Here is a 15736-nt window from a genome sequence, read left to right as displayed (position 1 = left end):
ATATGATGCGGCGCACGCGCGTGCCAGAAGCCTCAGCGTGCGCCGTGATCACGCTTAGCGGATGATCAGGCTTTCAGCACCTCGACGCCCGGAAGCGGCTTGCCCTCCATCCATTCGAGGAAGGCGCCCCCCGCCGTCGAGACGTAGGTGAACTCGTCGGCGACGCCGGCATGGTTGAGGGCGGCCACCGTGTCGCCGCCGCCGGCGACGGAGACGAGGTGGCCGGCGGTCGTGCGCTCGGCGGCGAAGCGGGCGGCGACGACCGTCGCGGCGTCGAAGGGGGTGATCTCGAAGGCGCCGAGCGGGCCGTTCCAGACCAGCGTCTCGGCCTTTCCGATCCACTCCTTCACCGCCTCGATGCTGGCCGGGCCGACATCGAGGATCATGGCGTCGGACGGAACGTTCTCGACCGCCACGGTCTCGTTCTCGGCGTTCGCCTTGAACTCGCGGGCGACGACGCCGTCGAGCGGCAGGACGATGGCGCAGTTCGCGGCCTCGGCCGCCTTCAGGATGGCGCGGGCCGTGTCGGCGAGGTCGTGCTCGCAGAGCGACTTGCCGACGTCGATGCCTTGGGCGGCGAGGAAGGTGTTGGCCATGCCGCCGCCGATCACCAGGGCGTCGACTTTGGAGACGAGGTTCTGGAGAAGGTCGATCTTGGTGGAGACCTTCGCGCCGCCGACGATGGCGACCACGGGGCGCTTCGGGTTGCCGAGGCCGGCTTCCAGGGCTTCCAGCTCGGCCTGCATGGTGCGGCCGGCATAGGAGGGCAGGTGGTGCGCGAGGCCTTCCGTCGAGGCGTGGGCGCGGTGGGCGGCGGAGAAGGCGTCGTTGACGAAGATGTCGCCGAGGGAGGCGAGCTTGGACACGAAGTCCTCCTCGTTCTTCTCCTCACCGGCGTGGAAGCGGGTGTTCTCAAGGAGCACGACGTCGCCATCCTGAAGGGCCGAGACGACGCCGTCGGCGACCGGTCCGACGCAGTCGGCGGCAAAGCCCACGGGCTTGCCGAGCTTCTCCGAAAGGGCCGCCGCGATCGGCTCCAGCGACTGGGCGGGATCGGGCTTGCCCTTGGGGCGGCCGAAATGGGCGAGGAGGATGACCTTGGCGCCCTTGTCGGAAAGCTCGCGGATGGTGGGCAGGATGCGTTCGATGCGGGTCGCGTCGGTGACCTTGCCGTCCTTCATGGGCACGTTGAGGTCGACGCGGGTCAGCACGCGCTTGCCCGTCACGTCGGCGTCGTCGAGCGTCTTGAACTGGGTCATGGCTGGTCCTTTCTTCGGGGGCTGCGATGGAAGTGGCGATTCGATCGGGATAGCGGCGGGAAGCGCCGCCCGGCGGCGGGGCAGGAGGCGGCGCAGGCCGGCGCGAAGCGCGGCGCGGCTGAGATGGAAGGGCAGGCGCGGGCGGGTCTCCTCCGGCTCCAGGAGGAGGCCGACGGAGGCGATGGAGCCGTCGAGGTGGGTGTCGCGCACGATCAGCTCGATCGGCGCGAGCGCCACGCGGTCGCCGAACTCCGCGCGCCCGCCGAGCCGCGCGACCATGAGCTCGGCCACGGTCATCTGCCGCTCGTCGTCGGTCAGCGCGCAGCCGTAGGCGTCTTCGAGCAGCTCTGCGGAACGGTTCGGCTCGACCGCGAAGGCGCCGAAGAACTCCTCGTCGTCGGCCGTCACCGGGGCGGGGCTGGCGAAGAGCCGGTCGAGGAGGCGCGGATAGCGCGGCGAGATGAAGAGGTAGACGTAGTCGCCGGCCTGGAGGCGGCCGGCATACTGGTAACGCATCGACTGCCCGTTGCGGATCACCAGCGAGGGGCGGGCCCAGCGCGGCACGCGCTGCCCCTTGGCGACGGGGCTGTTCTCGACGACGCGATAGGACAGGAGCTCGTGGTTGGCCGAGCCCGGCAGCTCCAGCTCGAATTTTTCCAGGGGGCCGATCTGGCGCGGCAGGATCAGGCCGAGCCGGCGCGCCACCCAGCCGAGCGTCCAGCCCTGGAAGAGGAGCGAGGCGAGAACGATGATGAAGGCGGAGTTGAAGAAGACGCCGCCGACCGGCAGACCGCCCAGGACCGGCAGGATGGCGAGAAGAATCGACACCGCGCCGCGCAGGCCGACCCAGGACACGAAGGCCGTTTCGCGCGGGGCGAAGCCGAAGGGCAGGAGGCAGAGCCAGACGGCGAGCGGGCGCGCGACGAGGATCAGGAAGGCCGCCATGGCGAGGGCGGCGAGGAGGATCGTCGGGAACTGCGAGGGGACGGCGAGCAGCCCCAGCACCAGGAACATGATGATCTGGAACAGCCAGGTCACGCCCTCGAGGAATGTCTTGATCGTCGCCGCGCCGCGGATGCGGCTGTTGCCGGCGACGAGGCCCGCGACGTAGACGGCCAGGAACCCGGAGCCGTGGACGACGCCGGTGACGGCGAAGACCAGCATGGCGAGCGCGATCGCCAGGATCGGCACGAGGCCGCGGTCGAGCGACAGGCGGTTCATCACCTGCGCGATCATCCAGCCGCCGGCGAGGCCCGCGGCCACGCCGATCCCCATCTGCTGCACGAAGCCGACGAGGATCCCGAGCCCGATCTCGCCCCAGGACTGGCCCGCGGCGAGGAGCTCGACGAGGGCGATCGTCAGGAAGATCGCCATGGGGTCGTTGGAGCCGGACTCGATCTCCAGCGTCGATCGCACCTTGTCGCGGATGTTGATGCCGCCGATGCGCAGGAGAAAGAACACCGCCGCCGCGTCCGTCGAGCCGACGATGGCGCCCAGAAGCGAGCCTTCCAGCCAGGTGATGTCGAGGAGCCAGGCGGCGAAGGCGCCGAACACGCCGGCGGTCACGAGAACGCCGACGGTCGCGAGCGTGACCGCGGGCGCCGCGGCTTGGCGGAAGGAATGGAGCGGCGTGACGAAGCCGGAATCGAACAGGATGACGGCGAGTGCGATGGAGCCGATGATGTAGGCGAGCGAGCCGTTGTCGAAGCGGATGCCGAGCCCGTCCTCGCCGGCCGCGAGGCCGATGCACAGGAACAGGAGGAGGAGGGGCGCGCCGAAGCGGTAGGCGAGAAGGCTCGAGAAGCCGGCCACGAGGACGAGCACCGTCCCGATCAGCGTGGCGAGGTAGAGCGTCTCGTGCATGGGCTGCGGGTCGGCTCGCGTTCCACGGGAGGGCGCGGCGCTCTCCGGCCGCGATGGGTCTATAGCCGGTCCCGGGGGCGGGGCGAGCGGGAAAATGCGTCGGTTCGTCAGAAAACCCGGCGGAACAAGCCGGGGTAGTCGAGGACAAGGCCGTCCTCGTCGAGCACGAGTTCGGCCGCGAAGCCGTCGTCGGCGGCCTCGTAGCGGTAGCGCCGGCCGTCCTCGAGCGCCGCGTAGCGCTGGCCGTCCGGGAACGGGACGAGCGTGTCCAGGGGGACGTAGACCATGCGCAGCTCGGCGATGCCCATGGCTCGGGTTAGGCCGAGGCGGCGGATCGGCAGGGTGTTGGTGAAGGGCGTCGCCTGGATGTCGACGTCGATGCAGCCGTCGAGCTCGGGTCGGGGCGCGCCGTCGGCGGTTCGCCATAGGCCCGGTTCGGGCGAAACGAGGCCGAGGCTCGGGCCGTCGGTCCGCTCGACCGCGAGATCCCGGACGCGCCAGTCGTCCCCGAGGCGGATGCGGTAGCGCAGGCCGAAGGCGTCGGCACCGGTTCCGCCGATCACGACGGCGCTGGCGAGAAGACCTCCGCCCTGTGCAGGGCGAAGGTCGAGATGCTCCAGCCCTTCACCCTCGGCCGGCCGCCAGCGGGCGGTGCGGGAGGCGAGGGGCCGGAAGAGCGGCACCGTTTCGCGTCAGCCGGCGTTGGCGAGCACGATCGCGGTGTCCGACATGCGGTTCGAGAAGCCCCACTCGTTGTCGTACCAGGACAGGATGCGCACGAAGGTGCCGCCGAGGACCTTGGTCTGGTCCATGGCGAAGACCGACGAATGCGGGTCGTGGTTGAAATCCGACGAAACGTTCGGGGCGAGCGTATAGCCGAGGATGCCCTTCAGCGGGCCGTCGGCGGCGGCGCGGATGGCGTCCTGGATTTCCTGCACCGAGGTTTCGCGCTTGGCGGTGAACTTGAAGTCCACAACCGAGACGTTCGGGGTCGGCACGCGGATCGAGGAGCCGTCGAGCTTGCCCTTGAGCTGCGGCAGGACGAGGCCGATGGCCTTGGCCGCGCCGGTCGAGGTCGGGATCATCGAGAGGGCCGCCGCGCGGGCGCGGTAGAGGTCCTTGTGCAGCGTGTCGAGCGTCGGCTGATCGCCCGTGTAGGAGTGGATCGTCGTCATGAAGCCGGTTTCGATGCCGACCGTCTCGTCCAGCACCTTGGCGACGGGCGCCAGGCAGTTGGTGGTGCAGGACGCGTTGGAGATGATCCGGTCGTTGCCGTTCAGCGTATGGTGGTTCACGCCGTAGACGATGGTCTTCTCGCCCTGCGTCTCATTGGTCAGCGGGCCGGACACGAGGACCTTGCGCGCGCCGGCTTCCAGGTGCGCCGAGGCCTTGGCCGGGTCGGTGAAGATGCCGGTGCATTCGAGCGCGACGTCGACGCCCAGCTCCTTCCAGGGCAGGTTCTTCGGATCGCGCTCGGCGCTGACGCGGATCTTGCCGCGGCCGACGTCGATCGTGTCGCCGTCGACCTTGACCTCGCCGGGGAAGCGGCCGTGGACCGAATCGAAGCGGATGAGGTGGGCGTTGGTCTCGACCGGGCCGAGATCGTTAATGCCGACCACTTCGATGTCGGTGCGTCCCGACTCGACGATGGCGCGCAGGACGTTGCGGCCGATGCGGCCGAAGCCGTTGATGGCGACGCGAACTGTCATCGAAGGATCCTCTTGAAGTTTTGCGCGCCGGCCGGACGCCGTCCCGCGTTCCCGTGAAACTGACGATGCTTGGCGCTTAGCCGGAAAGGGGACGGCGATCAATGCGCCGGCCAAAGCTGATTCTTAGGCGCTGGCGGTGCGATTTCGAGGGGGAGCAACCCGGACAATGGGTTGCACACGAAGCTTCGTGCAGCGCTTTCACCGCGCGGCTTTTCCTTCCGCTCGCGCCGCGTTAAAGGCTGGTTGACGTTCCGTGCGGCTCACGGCCTGCATCGGGGCGACAAGCCCGCGATGCGTGCGGCGGCGCGGGGCGAGGGTTCGATGCGGGGGCGCGAAGCATGTCCGAGGACGATCCTTTCGAGGCGGCGCGACGCCGCCTGTCCGATGCGCTGTCGCGCCTGACCGCGGTCGTGGAGATCCAGACCGGGCCGGAAGGGCGCCTGCGCGGCGGCGAGGAGGAGATGCAGCGCATGTCCGCGGACCGCGCGCGGCTGGCCGGCGAACTCGACGCGGCGCTCGCCCGCTGCGAGCGGCTGGAGGGCGCGAACCGGGAGGTTTCGGCCCGGCTCGTCAACGCCATGGAAGCCGTGCGCGGCGTCCTGCAAGGGGCGGGGTGAGACACGTGCCACAGGTCGTCGTCACCATCGATTCCAAGACCTATCGCATGGCCTGCGGCGAGGGCGAGGAGGACCACCTCCTCAACCTCGCGGCCGAGATCGACCGGCGCGTGGGGGAGCTGCGGTCGAGCTTCGGCGAGATCGGCGACCTGCGCCTGACCGTCATGACGGCCATGATGATCGCCGACGAGCTCCAGGAAGCCAACAAGCGCTTGTCCGCGCTCTCTTCCGACGCCCGCTCGGCCGATCAGCGCAAGGCCTCCTTCGACGAGGCGCTGACCCGCGAGCGCGCCGCGATGGCGGTGGAGCTCACCCGCGTCGCCGAGGCCGTCGAGGAGATGGAGCGGCGCCTTCGCCCGCGCGGCAACGCGTCCGCCAGCGCCCAGCCCGGCGGCGAGCCGGCCGGCTGAGCCGCCGTCGATCCGAAGCCCTGCCCTCCCTCGAAAGGTGCCGTCCGCCGTGGTCCGCCGCCGCTTCCTGTCGCTTCTCGGCGCCCTGTCCGGCGCCGCCCTCCTGGCGGGCTGCGCCGCCGACGCGCTGAACGCCGTCACCAGCGGCCGCGGCTTCCGGCGCCTCAAGGGCCTGCGCTACGCGCCGGGCGCGCGCGGCACCTTTGACCTCTACGTGCCCGACGGCTTGAGCGCGGACGCGCCGCTCGTCGTCTTCGTCTATGGCGGAAGCTGGGATTCGGGCTCCAAGGACATCTACTATTTCGTCGGTCAGTCGCTCGCGAGCGCCGGCTTCCTCGTCGCCATTCCCGACTACCGGGTTTATCCCGAAACCGTGTTTCCCGGCTTCGTCGAGGACGCGGCCGCGGCGACCGCGGCGGTCGTCCGCTTGTCGCGGAGCGGTGGGGAGGGCGTATCCGCGGGACGGCGGCCGCTGATTCTCGTCGGCCACTCGGCCGGCGCCGAGATCGCCGCGCTGCTGGCCCTCGACGATCGCTATCTCGCCCGCGCCGGGCTCGGGGCGCGCGACGTCGCCGGCTTCGTCGGTCTCGCGGGACCCTACGATTTCCTGCCGCTGAAGGAGGAGCGCTACAAGCGGATCTTCCCGGAAAGCGTCCGGGCCGACAGCCAGCCGATCAACTTCGCCGGCGGGCGCATGCCGCCGATGCTTCTCGTCCACGGTCTCGCCGACACGACGGTGGACCCGCAGAACACCCGCTCGCTGGCCGCCAAGGTGCGCAGCGCCGGCGGCAGCGCCGAGGTGCTGCTGGTCCCCGGCCTCGACCATGTCGGCGCGGTGTCCTCGCTCGCTACCGCCCTGCGGCTCGGCGACGGGCGTGTGCGCGAGAGCGTGGTCCGATTCGTGAGAGCGCGCGCGTGACCGGCCGACGCTTGAGCGACTGGACGCCGCGTCCCGGCCCCGGCCGGCAGATCCTCCACGGCCGCACGGTGCGGCTCGTGCCGATCGAGGACGAGGCGCCGCTCGGCGCGCTCTGGCAAGCCTTCTCGGCCGATCCCGAGGGCGCGATCTGGCGCTACCTGCCCTACGGCCCGTTTCCCGACGAGGCGGCGTTCCGGCAGGCGGCGGCGCGGCTCCATGCAACCGACGGGCTGTTCTTCCACGCCTTCGTGCCGGAGCGCTCGTCGCGCGCGGAAGGCGTCGCCGCGCTGATGCGGATCGACGAGGCGAACGGCGTCGGTGAAATCGGCCACGTCTGCTTCTCGCCGCGCCTCCAGGGCACGGTCGAGGCGACGGAGGGGCTGTTCCTGCTGATGGACCGGCTGCTCGGCCAGCTCGGCTATCGGCGCCTGGAATGGAAGTGCAACGCCGCCAACGCCGCCTCGCGCCGGGCCGCCGAGCGGCTCGGCTTCACCTTCGAGGGCATCTTCCGCCAGCACCTCGTCGTGAAGGGCGAGAACCGCGACACGGCCTGGTTCTCGGTGATCGATGGCGAGTGGCCGGCGCTGCGCGCCCGCTTCGAGCGCTGGCTCGACCCGTCGAATTTCGACGGCGAGGGGCGGCAGATCAAGGCGTTGCGCGCGATCTGAGGGATAGCGAAGCGGCGTCGCCGTGCCGTCCGCCGGCTGATCTCCCCCGCGAGGGGAGACCAGATCTTGCGCGATCGGTCTTAAGCTTCAGCCCTTCACCGGAACGATCGTGACGAGGGCGTTCTCGGGATAAACGCTCTCGTAGAGGACGCCGTCCCCCGGAGCGAAGCGGTAGACGGTGGCGCCGTCGGCGTCGGCCATCTCCAGGGTGCCGTCGCCGCTGGCGCGCCACTGCGAGACGCGGTTCAGCGCGGGATCGTCGGCGCAGGCGGCACCGACGGTGGTGGGCTCGAAGTGCTCACCGGCGTCGAGATTCGGCAGGCGGCATGTCGAGCCGGTCTGCAGGTCGATCAGGCGCGCCGCCTGAAGCGACGGGTCGAGGCGCGGCTTGATGCTGCCGGTGGTGGTCTCATCGAGGATCAGGGTGGCGGCGAGACCCTCGCCGGGCACGATGGTCGCGCCCTGGAGGTTCGAGACGACGAGGGTTCCGACCAGGCCGGCACACAGGACGATGGTAGCGAACTTCATGCTCGGCTCCAGGCTGTAGCAGGGCTCGAAACCGGGACCGGCTTCCTCGCGCCTGAACGGGGGAGGTCTGCCGACCCGGGCGTTATCCCTTCCTGGATATGAACGAAAGATTGCCTAAAGCTTAACGCAAAGGCAGCAGGTTGATCACGGACGCTTGACGAGTCCGGCCTTCTGCGCCTCCGGCACCGGCGTCGCCAGCGTTTCGCCGGCGAACCAGCGACGCAGATTTTCGATGACGAGGCTACCCATCTGGGCGCGCGTGTGCCGCGAGGCGGAGGCCACGTGCGGCAGGAGAACGGCGTTGTCGAGGGCGATGAGATCCTCGCGCACGCGCGGCTCGTCGGCGAAGACGTCGAGGCCGGCGGCCTTGATCGTGCCGTCCTGAAGGGCGGCCACGAGAGCGTCCTCGTCGACGATCGAGCCGCGGCCGATGTTGATGAAGATGCCGTCGGAGCCGAGGCGCTTCAGAACGTCGGCGTTCACGGCCTTTTCCGTGCCCGCGCCGCCGGGCGCGGCGATGATGAGGGTGTCCACGGCGTCGGCGAGTTCGCCCAGCGTCGCGAAGTAGGGATAGGACACGTCGCTGCGTTCGCTGCGGTTGAAGTAGGCGATCGACACGCCGAACGGCTCGAGCCGGGCGGCGATGGCGAGGCCGATCCGCCCGAGACCCATGATGCCGACGCTGCGTCCGCGCAGCGTCGTCTCGGTCAGGGGAAAGTGCCCGTCCTTGGCCCAGCGGCCGGCCCGAAGATAGCGCTCGGCGGCCGACAGGCGCCGCGCCGTCATCAGAAGGAGCCCGAGCGTCGTGTCGGCCACCTCGTCGGTGAGGACGTCCGGCGTGTTGGTCACCGGGATGCCGCGCGACACGGCGTGCTTCACGTCGACGCCGTCGTAGCCGACGCCGAAATGCGCGACGACCTCGAGGTTCGGCAGCGCGTCCATCAGCGCCGCCGACACGACGCCCATGACGGCGGCGCCGCGCACGGACGCGCGCTCCGCCTCCGACAGGTCGGAAATGTCGCCGTTCGGCCGCTCGACGACGCGCGCCAGGGTCTTCAGCTCGGCCAGGGTGTCGGGGTTGAGCCGGCCGGGGACGAGGATTGTGACGTCGGACAGGGCGGTCATGGGGAAGGCCTTCCTCCGGCGGCGGATGCGGCGCCGGTACTGGATGATCGGATCTTCAGTTCGGGGCGAATGAGCACCACCCGCCCGTCGGACGGTTGCCCGGCGAGGCGCGCCAGCAGCGCGTCCGCGGCGCGCCGGCCGACCTCGCTCTGCCCGTTGGCGACGGTGGTGAGCGGCGGCATGGCGATGGCCGCCTCGTCGATGTCGTCGTAGCCCGATACGGCGACATCCGCGCCCGGCCGGATGCCGGAGCGGGCGAGGCCGTACATGACGCCGAGCGCCACGAGGTCGGAGAAGCAGGCGATCGCGGTCGGCCGCTCGGGAATGGCGAGGAAGCGCCGCACGGCGTCGAAGCCGGAATGCCGGTCGCGCGGGCCCTCGATACGCCATTCGGGCCGCGGCCGGATGCCGACGCGGGCCAGGGCCTCCACCCAGCCCGCCTCCCGGTCCCGGCCCGTCGAGGTCGCGTCGGTGCCGCCGATATAGGCGATCGAGCGATGGCCGAGCGAGGCGAGGTGGTCGACGACGAGACCCATGCCGTAGCGGTCGTCGCCGCGAAAGGCGGACACGCCCGAGCCTTCGAGGCTGCGCGCGATCAGCGTCACCGGCAGCCCGTTCTCCTCCGCCATGGACAGCTCGTCGACGGACGTTCCGAGCGCCGGCGACAGGATCAGCCCGTCGGCCCCGAGCTGCAGCAGCGTGTCGACGAAGGAGCGCTGCTTGGCGAGGTCGTCGTAGTGGTTGCAGAGCAGGAAGGTCTGGCGGCGGCGGTCGAGCTCGTCCTCGATCGCCTTCAGGATCTCGCCGTAGAAGGGGTTCATCACGTCGTGGACGCAGACGCCGACGATGCCGGAGCGTGAGGTGCGAAGGGAGGCTGCGCGGCGATTGTAGATGTAGCCGAGCGCGCGGGCCTTCTCCTTGATCGCCTCGCGCGTGACGTCGGCCACGAGCGGGCTGTCGCGCAGCGCGAGCGAAACGGTCGCCGTGGACAGGCCGAGCGCATCAGCGATGGTCGACAGTTTGACCTTTTGCGCCACCTTGCGTGTCTTGACCCCGTCCGCTTCGTGCCTCTCCGCCTTCTAGGACGAAATCGCGCCGAGCCGCAATCTCCGCCGCGGCTCAGCTCTCGATCTCGGCCAGAGCGGGGGCGGGCTCCGCCGCCTCGTCCGGTTCCGGCTCGGCTTCGCCGAGATTGACCTGGACGCGGACGAGCAAGCGACGCAGCGCCTTGCGCTCCTTGGGGGTGAACCCGGCGAGCGCCAGCCGTTCCACGCTCTTCTGGGCTTCGCGCACGGCGTCCACCGCGCTGCGGCCCCGCTCGGTGAGAAAGGCGTGGCTCTGACGGGCGTCGCTGGCGGAGGGGCGCTTCTCCAGGTGTCCCTGGGCGGTGAGCCGGGCGATCGTCTTGGTGATCGTGGGTGGGCGCACGGCGAGGCGGTCGGCCAGCTCGCGCAATGTCATGCCGTCCGATTCGGCCAGGACCTGCAGAACCGCGTCCTGGCCGGGATAAAGGTCCAGTACGGCGAGCTTCTCCGACAGGGTCGTCCGGCTCGCCCGCGCCGCCAAGCCAAGCTCGGTGAGCGCGGACCTCTTCTTTTTCCCGCGCGCCATGGCCGTTCCATCTCCGCCTTCTGGTTGCGAGCATGGACAAGCCGTCCTTCGCTGTCTACCCGAAAGAATTCCCAATCTGTGCCTCCGGGCGGCCGGTGGGACGAGTCGGGAGAAGGATCGCGATGAACCGACGCTTCGAGGAGGTGACGAGCGCCGAGGTGAGCCGTCTGGCCGCCGGCGGCGACGGGCTGGCGATCCTTCCGATCGCGGCGATCGAGCAGCACGGCGCCCACCTGCCGCTCGGCACCGACGCGATCATCGCCGACGGCATGGTGGATACGCTCTTGCCGCTTCTGCCGGAGAACTGGCCGGTGACGGTGCTTCCCGTGCTGCGGCTCGGGCGCTCGATCGAGCATTCCGATTGCGACGGCACGCTCGACCTCGGCTGGGAAACGATGACCCGCATGCTGATCGAGACCGGCGAGGGGCTGGCGCGCGCCGGCTTCCGGCGGCTGGCGATCCTCAGCGCCCACGGCGGCAACACGCCGGCGATGGAAACGGCGGCTCTGGAGCTGCGGCGGCATCTTTCGATGCTCGTCGGCACCGCCTCGTGGCAACGCTTCGGCGTCCCGGAGGGGCTCCTTCCTCCCGCCGAAGTTGCGTCGGGCATCCATGGCGGGGCGGTGGAAACGGCGCTCATGCTGCATTTTCGCCCGGACCTCGTGCGCCTCGACGCGGCCGCGCACTGCGAATCGCTGCACGACGAACTTGCGCGCTCGGCGCGCCGCCTGACGGCGCACGGACGGCTGGGCTTCGCCTGGATGGCGCGCGACCTCAACCCGGTCGGAACTGTCGGCGACGCGCGGCTGGCGACGGCGCAGATCGGCGCGGCGATCGCCCGGCATCAGGCAGAGGGCGCGCGCGACTACTGCCGCGACCTTCTCGACTTCGACCTCGCCCGCCTCGCTTGAGCGTTCAGCCCCGGCGAAGCACTGTCGCCGGACCCGTCCCGTGCATTCCGCGCGCGGCCCGCTTATATCGGCCCCATCCGAGCCAAGGAGACACCCCGCGATGTCCGACACAGCACAGGCCGGCGCCCCAGCCGCCGATGCCATCCCCGTCACCGTCCTCACCGGCTATCTCGGGGCCGGCAAGACGACGCTCCTCAACCGCATCCTGTCGGGCGACCACGGCAAGCGCTACGCCGTGATCGTCAACGAGTTCGGCGAGATCGGCATCGACAACGATCTCATCGTCGAGTCCGACGAAGAAATCTACGAGATGAACAACGGCTGCGTCTGCTGCACCGTGCGCGGCGACCTCGTGCGCGTCGTGGAAGGGCTGACGCGCCGCAAGGGCCGCTTCGACGCGATCATCGTCGAGACCACCGGCCTCGCCGACCCCGTGCCGGTGGCGCAGACCTTCTTCATGGACGAGGACGTGCGCGCCAAGACCCGGCTCGACGCGGTCGTCGCCCTCGTCGACGCCAAGCACCTGCCGCAGCGCCTGAAGGACTCCAAGGAGGCCGAGGACCAGATCGCCTTCGCCGACGTCGTCCTCGTCAACAAGACCGACCTCGTGACGGCCGAGGAACTCGCCCGCGTCGAGGCGACGGTGCGCGCGATCAACCCGCACGCCGTGATCCACCGCACCTCCCGCGCCGCCATCGATCTCGACCGCGTGCTCGACCGCGGCGCCTTCGACCTGAAGCGCGTCCTCGAGAGCGACCCGGACTTCATCGCCGAGGCCGAACACGCCCACGACGACCATGTCTGCGGGCCGGACTGCGACCACGACCATCACGACCACCACCATCATGGCCACGATCATCATGCCCACGGGCATGACCATCACGACCACGGCCACGATCATCATCATGACCATGGTCACGCCGCGATGGCGCCGATCCACGACGTGACGGTGACCTCGGTGTCGCTTCGCGGGGACGAGCTGGACCAGGGCAAGTTCTTTCCCTGGATCCAGGCGCTGACGCAGGAGCAGGGCCCGAACATCCTGCGCCTCAAGGGCATCATCGCTTTCCCGAACGACGACGACCGCTACGTCGTCCAGGGCGTCCACATGATCATCGAGGGCGACCACCAGCGGCCCTGGCGGGCGGACGAGAAGCGCGAGAGCCGCCTCGTCTTCATCGGGCGCGAGCTCGACCGCGAGGCGCTGGAAGCGGGCTTCGCCGCCTGCGCCGCCCGGCCGCGGGCCGACGCCTGATGCCGACGATCGCCCCTTACGCGTTCGACGAGTTCGCGATGGCCGCCGGCTTCATCAAGGACCAGCCGGCCTTCGCGATCGCGGACGGGACGATCCGCCTGCCAACAACAGTGGGCGACAAGGCGGTGGAGGCGCATTCGGGCGGCCTCCTCGCCGCCGTGTTCGACGAGGCGAACGGGCGGCTGATCACCGGGGGCGAGGACGGGCGCGTCTGCGCGACAGGCGCGGACGGGGAGGCGAGGGAGCTCGCCTCGATCGGGCGCAAATGGGTCACGGCGGTCGCCGCCGGGCCGAAGGACGCGGTCGCCTTCGCCTCGGGCCGCTCGGCCTACGTGCTGAGCGGCGGCACGGTGAAGGAGCTGACGCACAGCCGCACCGTCGAGGGCGTCGCCCTCGCGCCGAAGGGGCTGCGCCTCGCCATCGCGCGCTACGACGGCGCCTCGCTGTTCTTCCCCGCGACCGACTCGCCGCCGACCGGGCTCGAATGGAAGGGCGCGCATATCGGCGTCGCCTTCTCGCCGGACGGGCGCTTCCTCGTCACCGCCATGCAGGAGAACGCCCTGCACGGCTGGCGACTGGAGGACGGCAAGCACATGCGCATGACCGGCTATCCCGCCAAGGTGAAGAGCTGGTCCTGGGCGGCGAAGGGCAAGTTCCTGGCGACCTCGGGCGCGCCGGCCGCGATCCTCTGGCCCTTCTCGGGCAAGGACGGGCCGATGAACAAGGCGCCGCTGGAGCTCGGCACGCGCGGCGACACGATGGTCACGAGCGTCGCCTGTCATCCGGCCGAGGACATGCTGGCGATCGGCTATGCCGACGGCATGATCCTCGCAGCCCGCTTCGCCGACGGCCGCGAGGCTGTGATGCGCGGCGGCGGCGACGGTGCCGTCACGACCATGGGCTGGGACAAGGCGGGCGCGCGCCTCGCCTTCGGGGCGGAAACCGGCGAGGCAGGCGTCATCGACCTCGCCGGCTGAGCCGCGTCGTCAGGGTCGTCAGACCGTTTCGCCCCGCTCCTCTGCGCGCGCTTCCTCGCGCTCGGCGATCTCGCGCACCGTCGCCTCGTGGCCGATGATCAGCGGGCGACGCCATTCGCCGGGGTCGCGCGCGGCGCCGGGGCCCGACATGAAGCCCTCGAAGAGCCGGAAGCGGCCCTCGCCGTCGCCGACGAGCACGGTGCCGCCGGCGGCGAGGACGAGGGCGATGCCGCCCGCCACGTCCCAGACGTTCGGCCGCTCGAAGCGCGCGGCGCTCATCAGGCCCGCGGCGACGAAGGCGCACTCGATGGCCGAGGAGCCGGTCTGGCGCGTGTCGAAGACGCCGCCATGGGCGTGGCCGCCCTTCGGCACGCCGACGAGGCGGTTGCGCACGGCGGGATTCGGCGCGGAATCGAGATCGGTCCCGTCGAAGGAGACCGGCCGGCCAAGCCTCGTGTGATAGGTGCCCGAGCGCAGGGCGTGGCTCGTCGAGCACCAGAGCGCGCCGGCGACGGGCCGACCCTTGTCCAGGATGCCGATCGAGCAGGAGAACAGCGGGAAGCCGCTGATGAAGTTGGTGGTGCCGTCGACGGGGTCGATCGACCAGATCACGTCGCCGTTCAGGACCGGCCGCTCCGCGATCTCCTCGCCGAGGATGTCGTGGGAGGGAAAGCGGTCGGCGAGGCGGGCGCGGATCATCACCTCGACGGCGCCGTCGACCTCGGAGACCGGGTCGCGCCAGGGTCGGTCGGTGTCGTCGCTCGCCTTGTACTTCACCGCGAGGGTCCGCGAGAGCGAGGCGGTGATCGTCGCGCCTGCGGCGGCGGCGAGTTCCACCGCCAGGCTCTCGACGTCGGCGAGATCATCCTTCGACAGGCTCATGGGGTCTCCAGCTCTTCGATCCGCACGGCGGCGGCCAGTTCCTTGATGTCGCACAGCTTGCCCGTGCCGCGCCCGTGCCGGGTGACGTTCATGGCGCCGGCCGCCGCTGCCAGGCGCAGGGCCTCGGCGCCGGTGATGCCGGCCGCGCGGGTCGCGGCGAGCGCCGCGGTCATGGAGTCCCCCGCGCCGGTGTGATCGAGCGCTTCGAGCTTGGGCATGGTGGCGAAATAGAGCTTCCCGTCGAGGCGGGCGAGGACCCCCTTGTCGGCGAGCGAGACGACGATGTCCTTCGTCTTGGCCTTGAGCTTTTCCATGCCGGCGAGGAGCGACTCGCGCTCGTCGTTCTCCGCGTATCCCGCCTCGATCAGCTCCTCGTGGCTGACCTTGAGTATGGCGAGGCCGCCCTCCACCGCTTCCAGCAGGGAGCCCGAGATGTCGGCGACCACGGACACGCCGTTGTTGGCGAGGTCGAGCGCGAGGCGGCGGAAGACGTCGACCGGCATGACCTCGCCTTCCGGAATGCCGGTCATCACCAGCGTCCCGCAGCGCATGCCCTCGGCCAGCGCTGCGTTGTAGAGGTCGTCGATCTCGTGGCGGTCGAGGCGCGGGGCGGCCGCGGTGGCGACGCGCTCGCGGTGGCCTCCGCGCCGGTCGTCGATATAGCCGCCATTGGCGCCCGAAACATGGACGGGGCGCAGGTTCAACCCCTCCATGCGCACCAGCGCCTCGATGACGTGGCGGCTTTCCCCGCCGAAGGGGCCGACCAAGGTCACCCGCTGGCCGAAGGAAGCGACCATGCGGGCGACCCAGACGCCTTGGCCGCCGGCATGGAAGTAGACGTGGTCCTGCCCGTCCACCATGCTCTCGATGGTGATCGTGAAGAGCGGCCAGGGGGCGAAGACCGCGACCTCTCCCGCCGTCTGTGTCAGGATGTCGGCGGCTTCGCTGATGGTTCGTCGCGTGTCGGACATGGGCTCCTCGCATGATGCAAGGACGCAACGC

At 70.3% G+C, this 15736-nt stretch carries 16 protein-coding genes and 1 pseudogene; 7 read left to right on the top strand and 10 right to left on the bottom strand.

The features are described from left to right. Positions 1-65 precede the first annotated feature (65 nt). The 4 genes and pseudogenes from FZN60_RS21405 to gap all read right to left on the bottom strand — a co-directional run bounded on the left by FZN60_RS21405 (position 66) and on the right by gap (position 4831). Positions 66-1259, bottom strand: coding sequence for a phosphoglycerate kinase (locus FZN60_RS21405; RefSeq protein ID WP_158875576.1), 1194 nt, complete (start codon positions 1257-1259; stop codon positions 66-68). Between the two features lie 66 nt (positions 1260-1325). Continuing rightward, positions 1326-3122 (bottom strand): annotated as a pseudogene (locus FZN60_RS21400) (potassium/proton antiporter); the annotation flags it as partial. 107 nt (positions 3123-3229) lie between these two features. Next, on the bottom strand, positions 3230-3805 hold the full coding sequence (locus FZN60_RS21395; protein ID WP_158875546.1) for a putative glycolipid-binding domain-containing protein: 576 nt from the start codon (positions 3803-3805) through the stop codon (positions 3230-3232). Between the two features lie 9 nt (positions 3806-3814). After that, positions 3815-4831 (bottom strand): type I glyceraldehyde-3-phosphate dehydrogenase, encoded by a 1017-nt coding sequence (gap, locus tag FZN60_RS21390; protein WP_158875545.1) that lies wholly within the window; start codon positions 4829-4831, stop codon positions 3815-3817. A gap of 338 nt (positions 4832-5169) precedes the next feature. Between gap and FZN60_RS21385 the strand changes: the two genes are divergently transcribed. From FZN60_RS21385 to FZN60_RS21370, 4 genes are read left to right on the top strand one after another with little or no spacing between them, the layout of a single operon-like run. Next, positions 5170-5448, top strand: a complete 279-nt coding sequence (locus FZN60_RS21385) for a DUF4164 domain-containing protein (RefSeq protein ID WP_158875544.1) — start codon at positions 5170-5172, stop codon at positions 5446-5448. Beyond that, on the top strand, positions 5445-5858 hold the full coding sequence (locus tag FZN60_RS21380) for a cell division protein ZapA (protein WP_246727043.1): 414 nt from the start codon (positions 5445-5447) through the stop codon (positions 5856-5858). The genes FZN60_RS21385 and FZN60_RS21380 overlap by 4 nt, the downstream gene beginning before the upstream one ends. A gap of 49 nt (positions 5859-5907) precedes the next feature. Beyond that, complete coding sequence (locus FZN60_RS21375; protein ID WP_199266616.1) at positions 5908-6777, top strand: alpha/beta hydrolase; 870 nt, start codon at positions 5908-5910, stop codon at positions 6775-6777. Further along, positions 6774-7445: a GNAT family N-acetyltransferase gene (locus FZN60_RS21370; RefSeq protein WP_158875543.1), complete on the top strand. Its 672-nt coding sequence runs from the start codon at positions 6774-6776 to the stop codon at positions 7443-7445. Before FZN60_RS21375 ends, FZN60_RS21370 begins: the two co-directional genes overlap by 4 nt. An 87-nt stretch (positions 7446-7532) precedes the next feature. On the opposite strand, the gene FZN60_RS21365 is transcribed toward FZN60_RS21370, so the two are convergent. From FZN60_RS21365 to FZN60_RS21350, 4 genes are all read right to left on the bottom strand, one after another. Next, positions 7533-7973, bottom strand: coding sequence for a hypothetical protein (locus FZN60_RS21365; protein WP_158875542.1), 441 nt, complete (start codon positions 7971-7973; stop codon positions 7533-7535). Positions 7974-8117: 144 nt separating this feature from the next. Then, a complete protein-coding gene (locus tag FZN60_RS21360; RefSeq protein ID WP_158875541.1) occupies positions 8118-9098 on the bottom strand; it encodes a 2-hydroxyacid dehydrogenase in 981 nt (326 codons plus the stop codon). Continuing rightward, a complete protein-coding gene (locus tag FZN60_RS21355; RefSeq protein ID WP_158875540.1) occupies positions 9095-10135 on the bottom strand; it encodes a LacI family DNA-binding transcriptional regulator in 1041 nt (346 codons plus the stop codon). Before FZN60_RS21355 ends, FZN60_RS21360 begins: the two co-directional genes overlap by 4 nt. An 82-nt stretch (positions 10136-10217) precedes the next feature. After that, positions 10218-10709, bottom strand: a complete 492-nt coding sequence (locus FZN60_RS21350; RefSeq protein WP_158875539.1) for a MarR family winged helix-turn-helix transcriptional regulator — start codon at positions 10707-10709, stop codon at positions 10218-10220. A gap of 122 nt (positions 10710-10831) precedes the next feature. Between FZN60_RS21350 and FZN60_RS21345 the strand changes: the two genes are divergently transcribed. The 3 genes from FZN60_RS21345 to FZN60_RS21335 all read left to right on the top strand — a co-directional run bounded on the left by FZN60_RS21345 (position 10832) and on the right by FZN60_RS21335 (position 13852). Then, positions 10832-11620 (top strand): creatininase family protein, encoded by a 789-nt coding sequence (locus FZN60_RS21345; RefSeq protein ID WP_158875538.1) that lies wholly within the window; start codon positions 10832-10834, stop codon positions 11618-11620. 100 nt (positions 11621-11720) lie between these two features. Continuing rightward, the gene (locus tag FZN60_RS21340; protein WP_158875537.1) at positions 11721-12875 is read left to right on the top strand and encodes a CobW family GTP-binding protein; all 1155 of its coding nucleotides are present in this window, start codon (positions 11721-11723) and stop codon (positions 12873-12875) included. Continuing rightward, positions 12875-13852 carry a WD40 repeat domain-containing protein gene (locus tag FZN60_RS21335; RefSeq protein ID WP_158875536.1) on the top strand — a complete coding sequence of 326 codons (978 nt, stop codon included), beginning with the start codon at positions 12875-12877 and terminating at the stop codon, positions 13850-13852. The genes FZN60_RS21340 and FZN60_RS21335 overlap by 1 nt, the downstream gene beginning before the upstream one ends. A gap of 18 nt (positions 13853-13870) precedes the next feature. Here the strand turns inward: FZN60_RS21335 and FZN60_RS21330 are convergent, their stop codons facing one another. Both FZN60_RS21330 and FZN60_RS21325 read right to left on the bottom strand, forming a co-directional pair. Then, positions 13871-14734, bottom strand: coding sequence for an inositol monophosphatase family protein (locus FZN60_RS21330; RefSeq protein WP_158875535.1), 864 nt, complete (start codon positions 14732-14734; stop codon positions 13871-13873). Then, a complete protein-coding gene (locus FZN60_RS21325) occupies positions 14731-15705 on the bottom strand; it encodes a PfkB family carbohydrate kinase (RefSeq protein ID WP_158875534.1) in 975 nt (324 codons plus the stop codon). The genes FZN60_RS21330 and FZN60_RS21325 overlap by 4 nt, the downstream gene beginning before the upstream one ends. Positions 15706-15736: the final 31 nt, after the last annotated feature.

Source organism: Antarcticirhabdus aurantiaca (genome assembly GCF_009765365.1).
In the GTDB taxonomy this organism is placed as follows: domain Bacteria; phylum Pseudomonadota; class Alphaproteobacteria; order Rhizobiales; family Rhizobiaceae; genus Antarcticirhabdus; species Antarcticirhabdus aurantiaca.
This window is presented reverse-complemented; position numbering and strand designations above follow the sequence as displayed.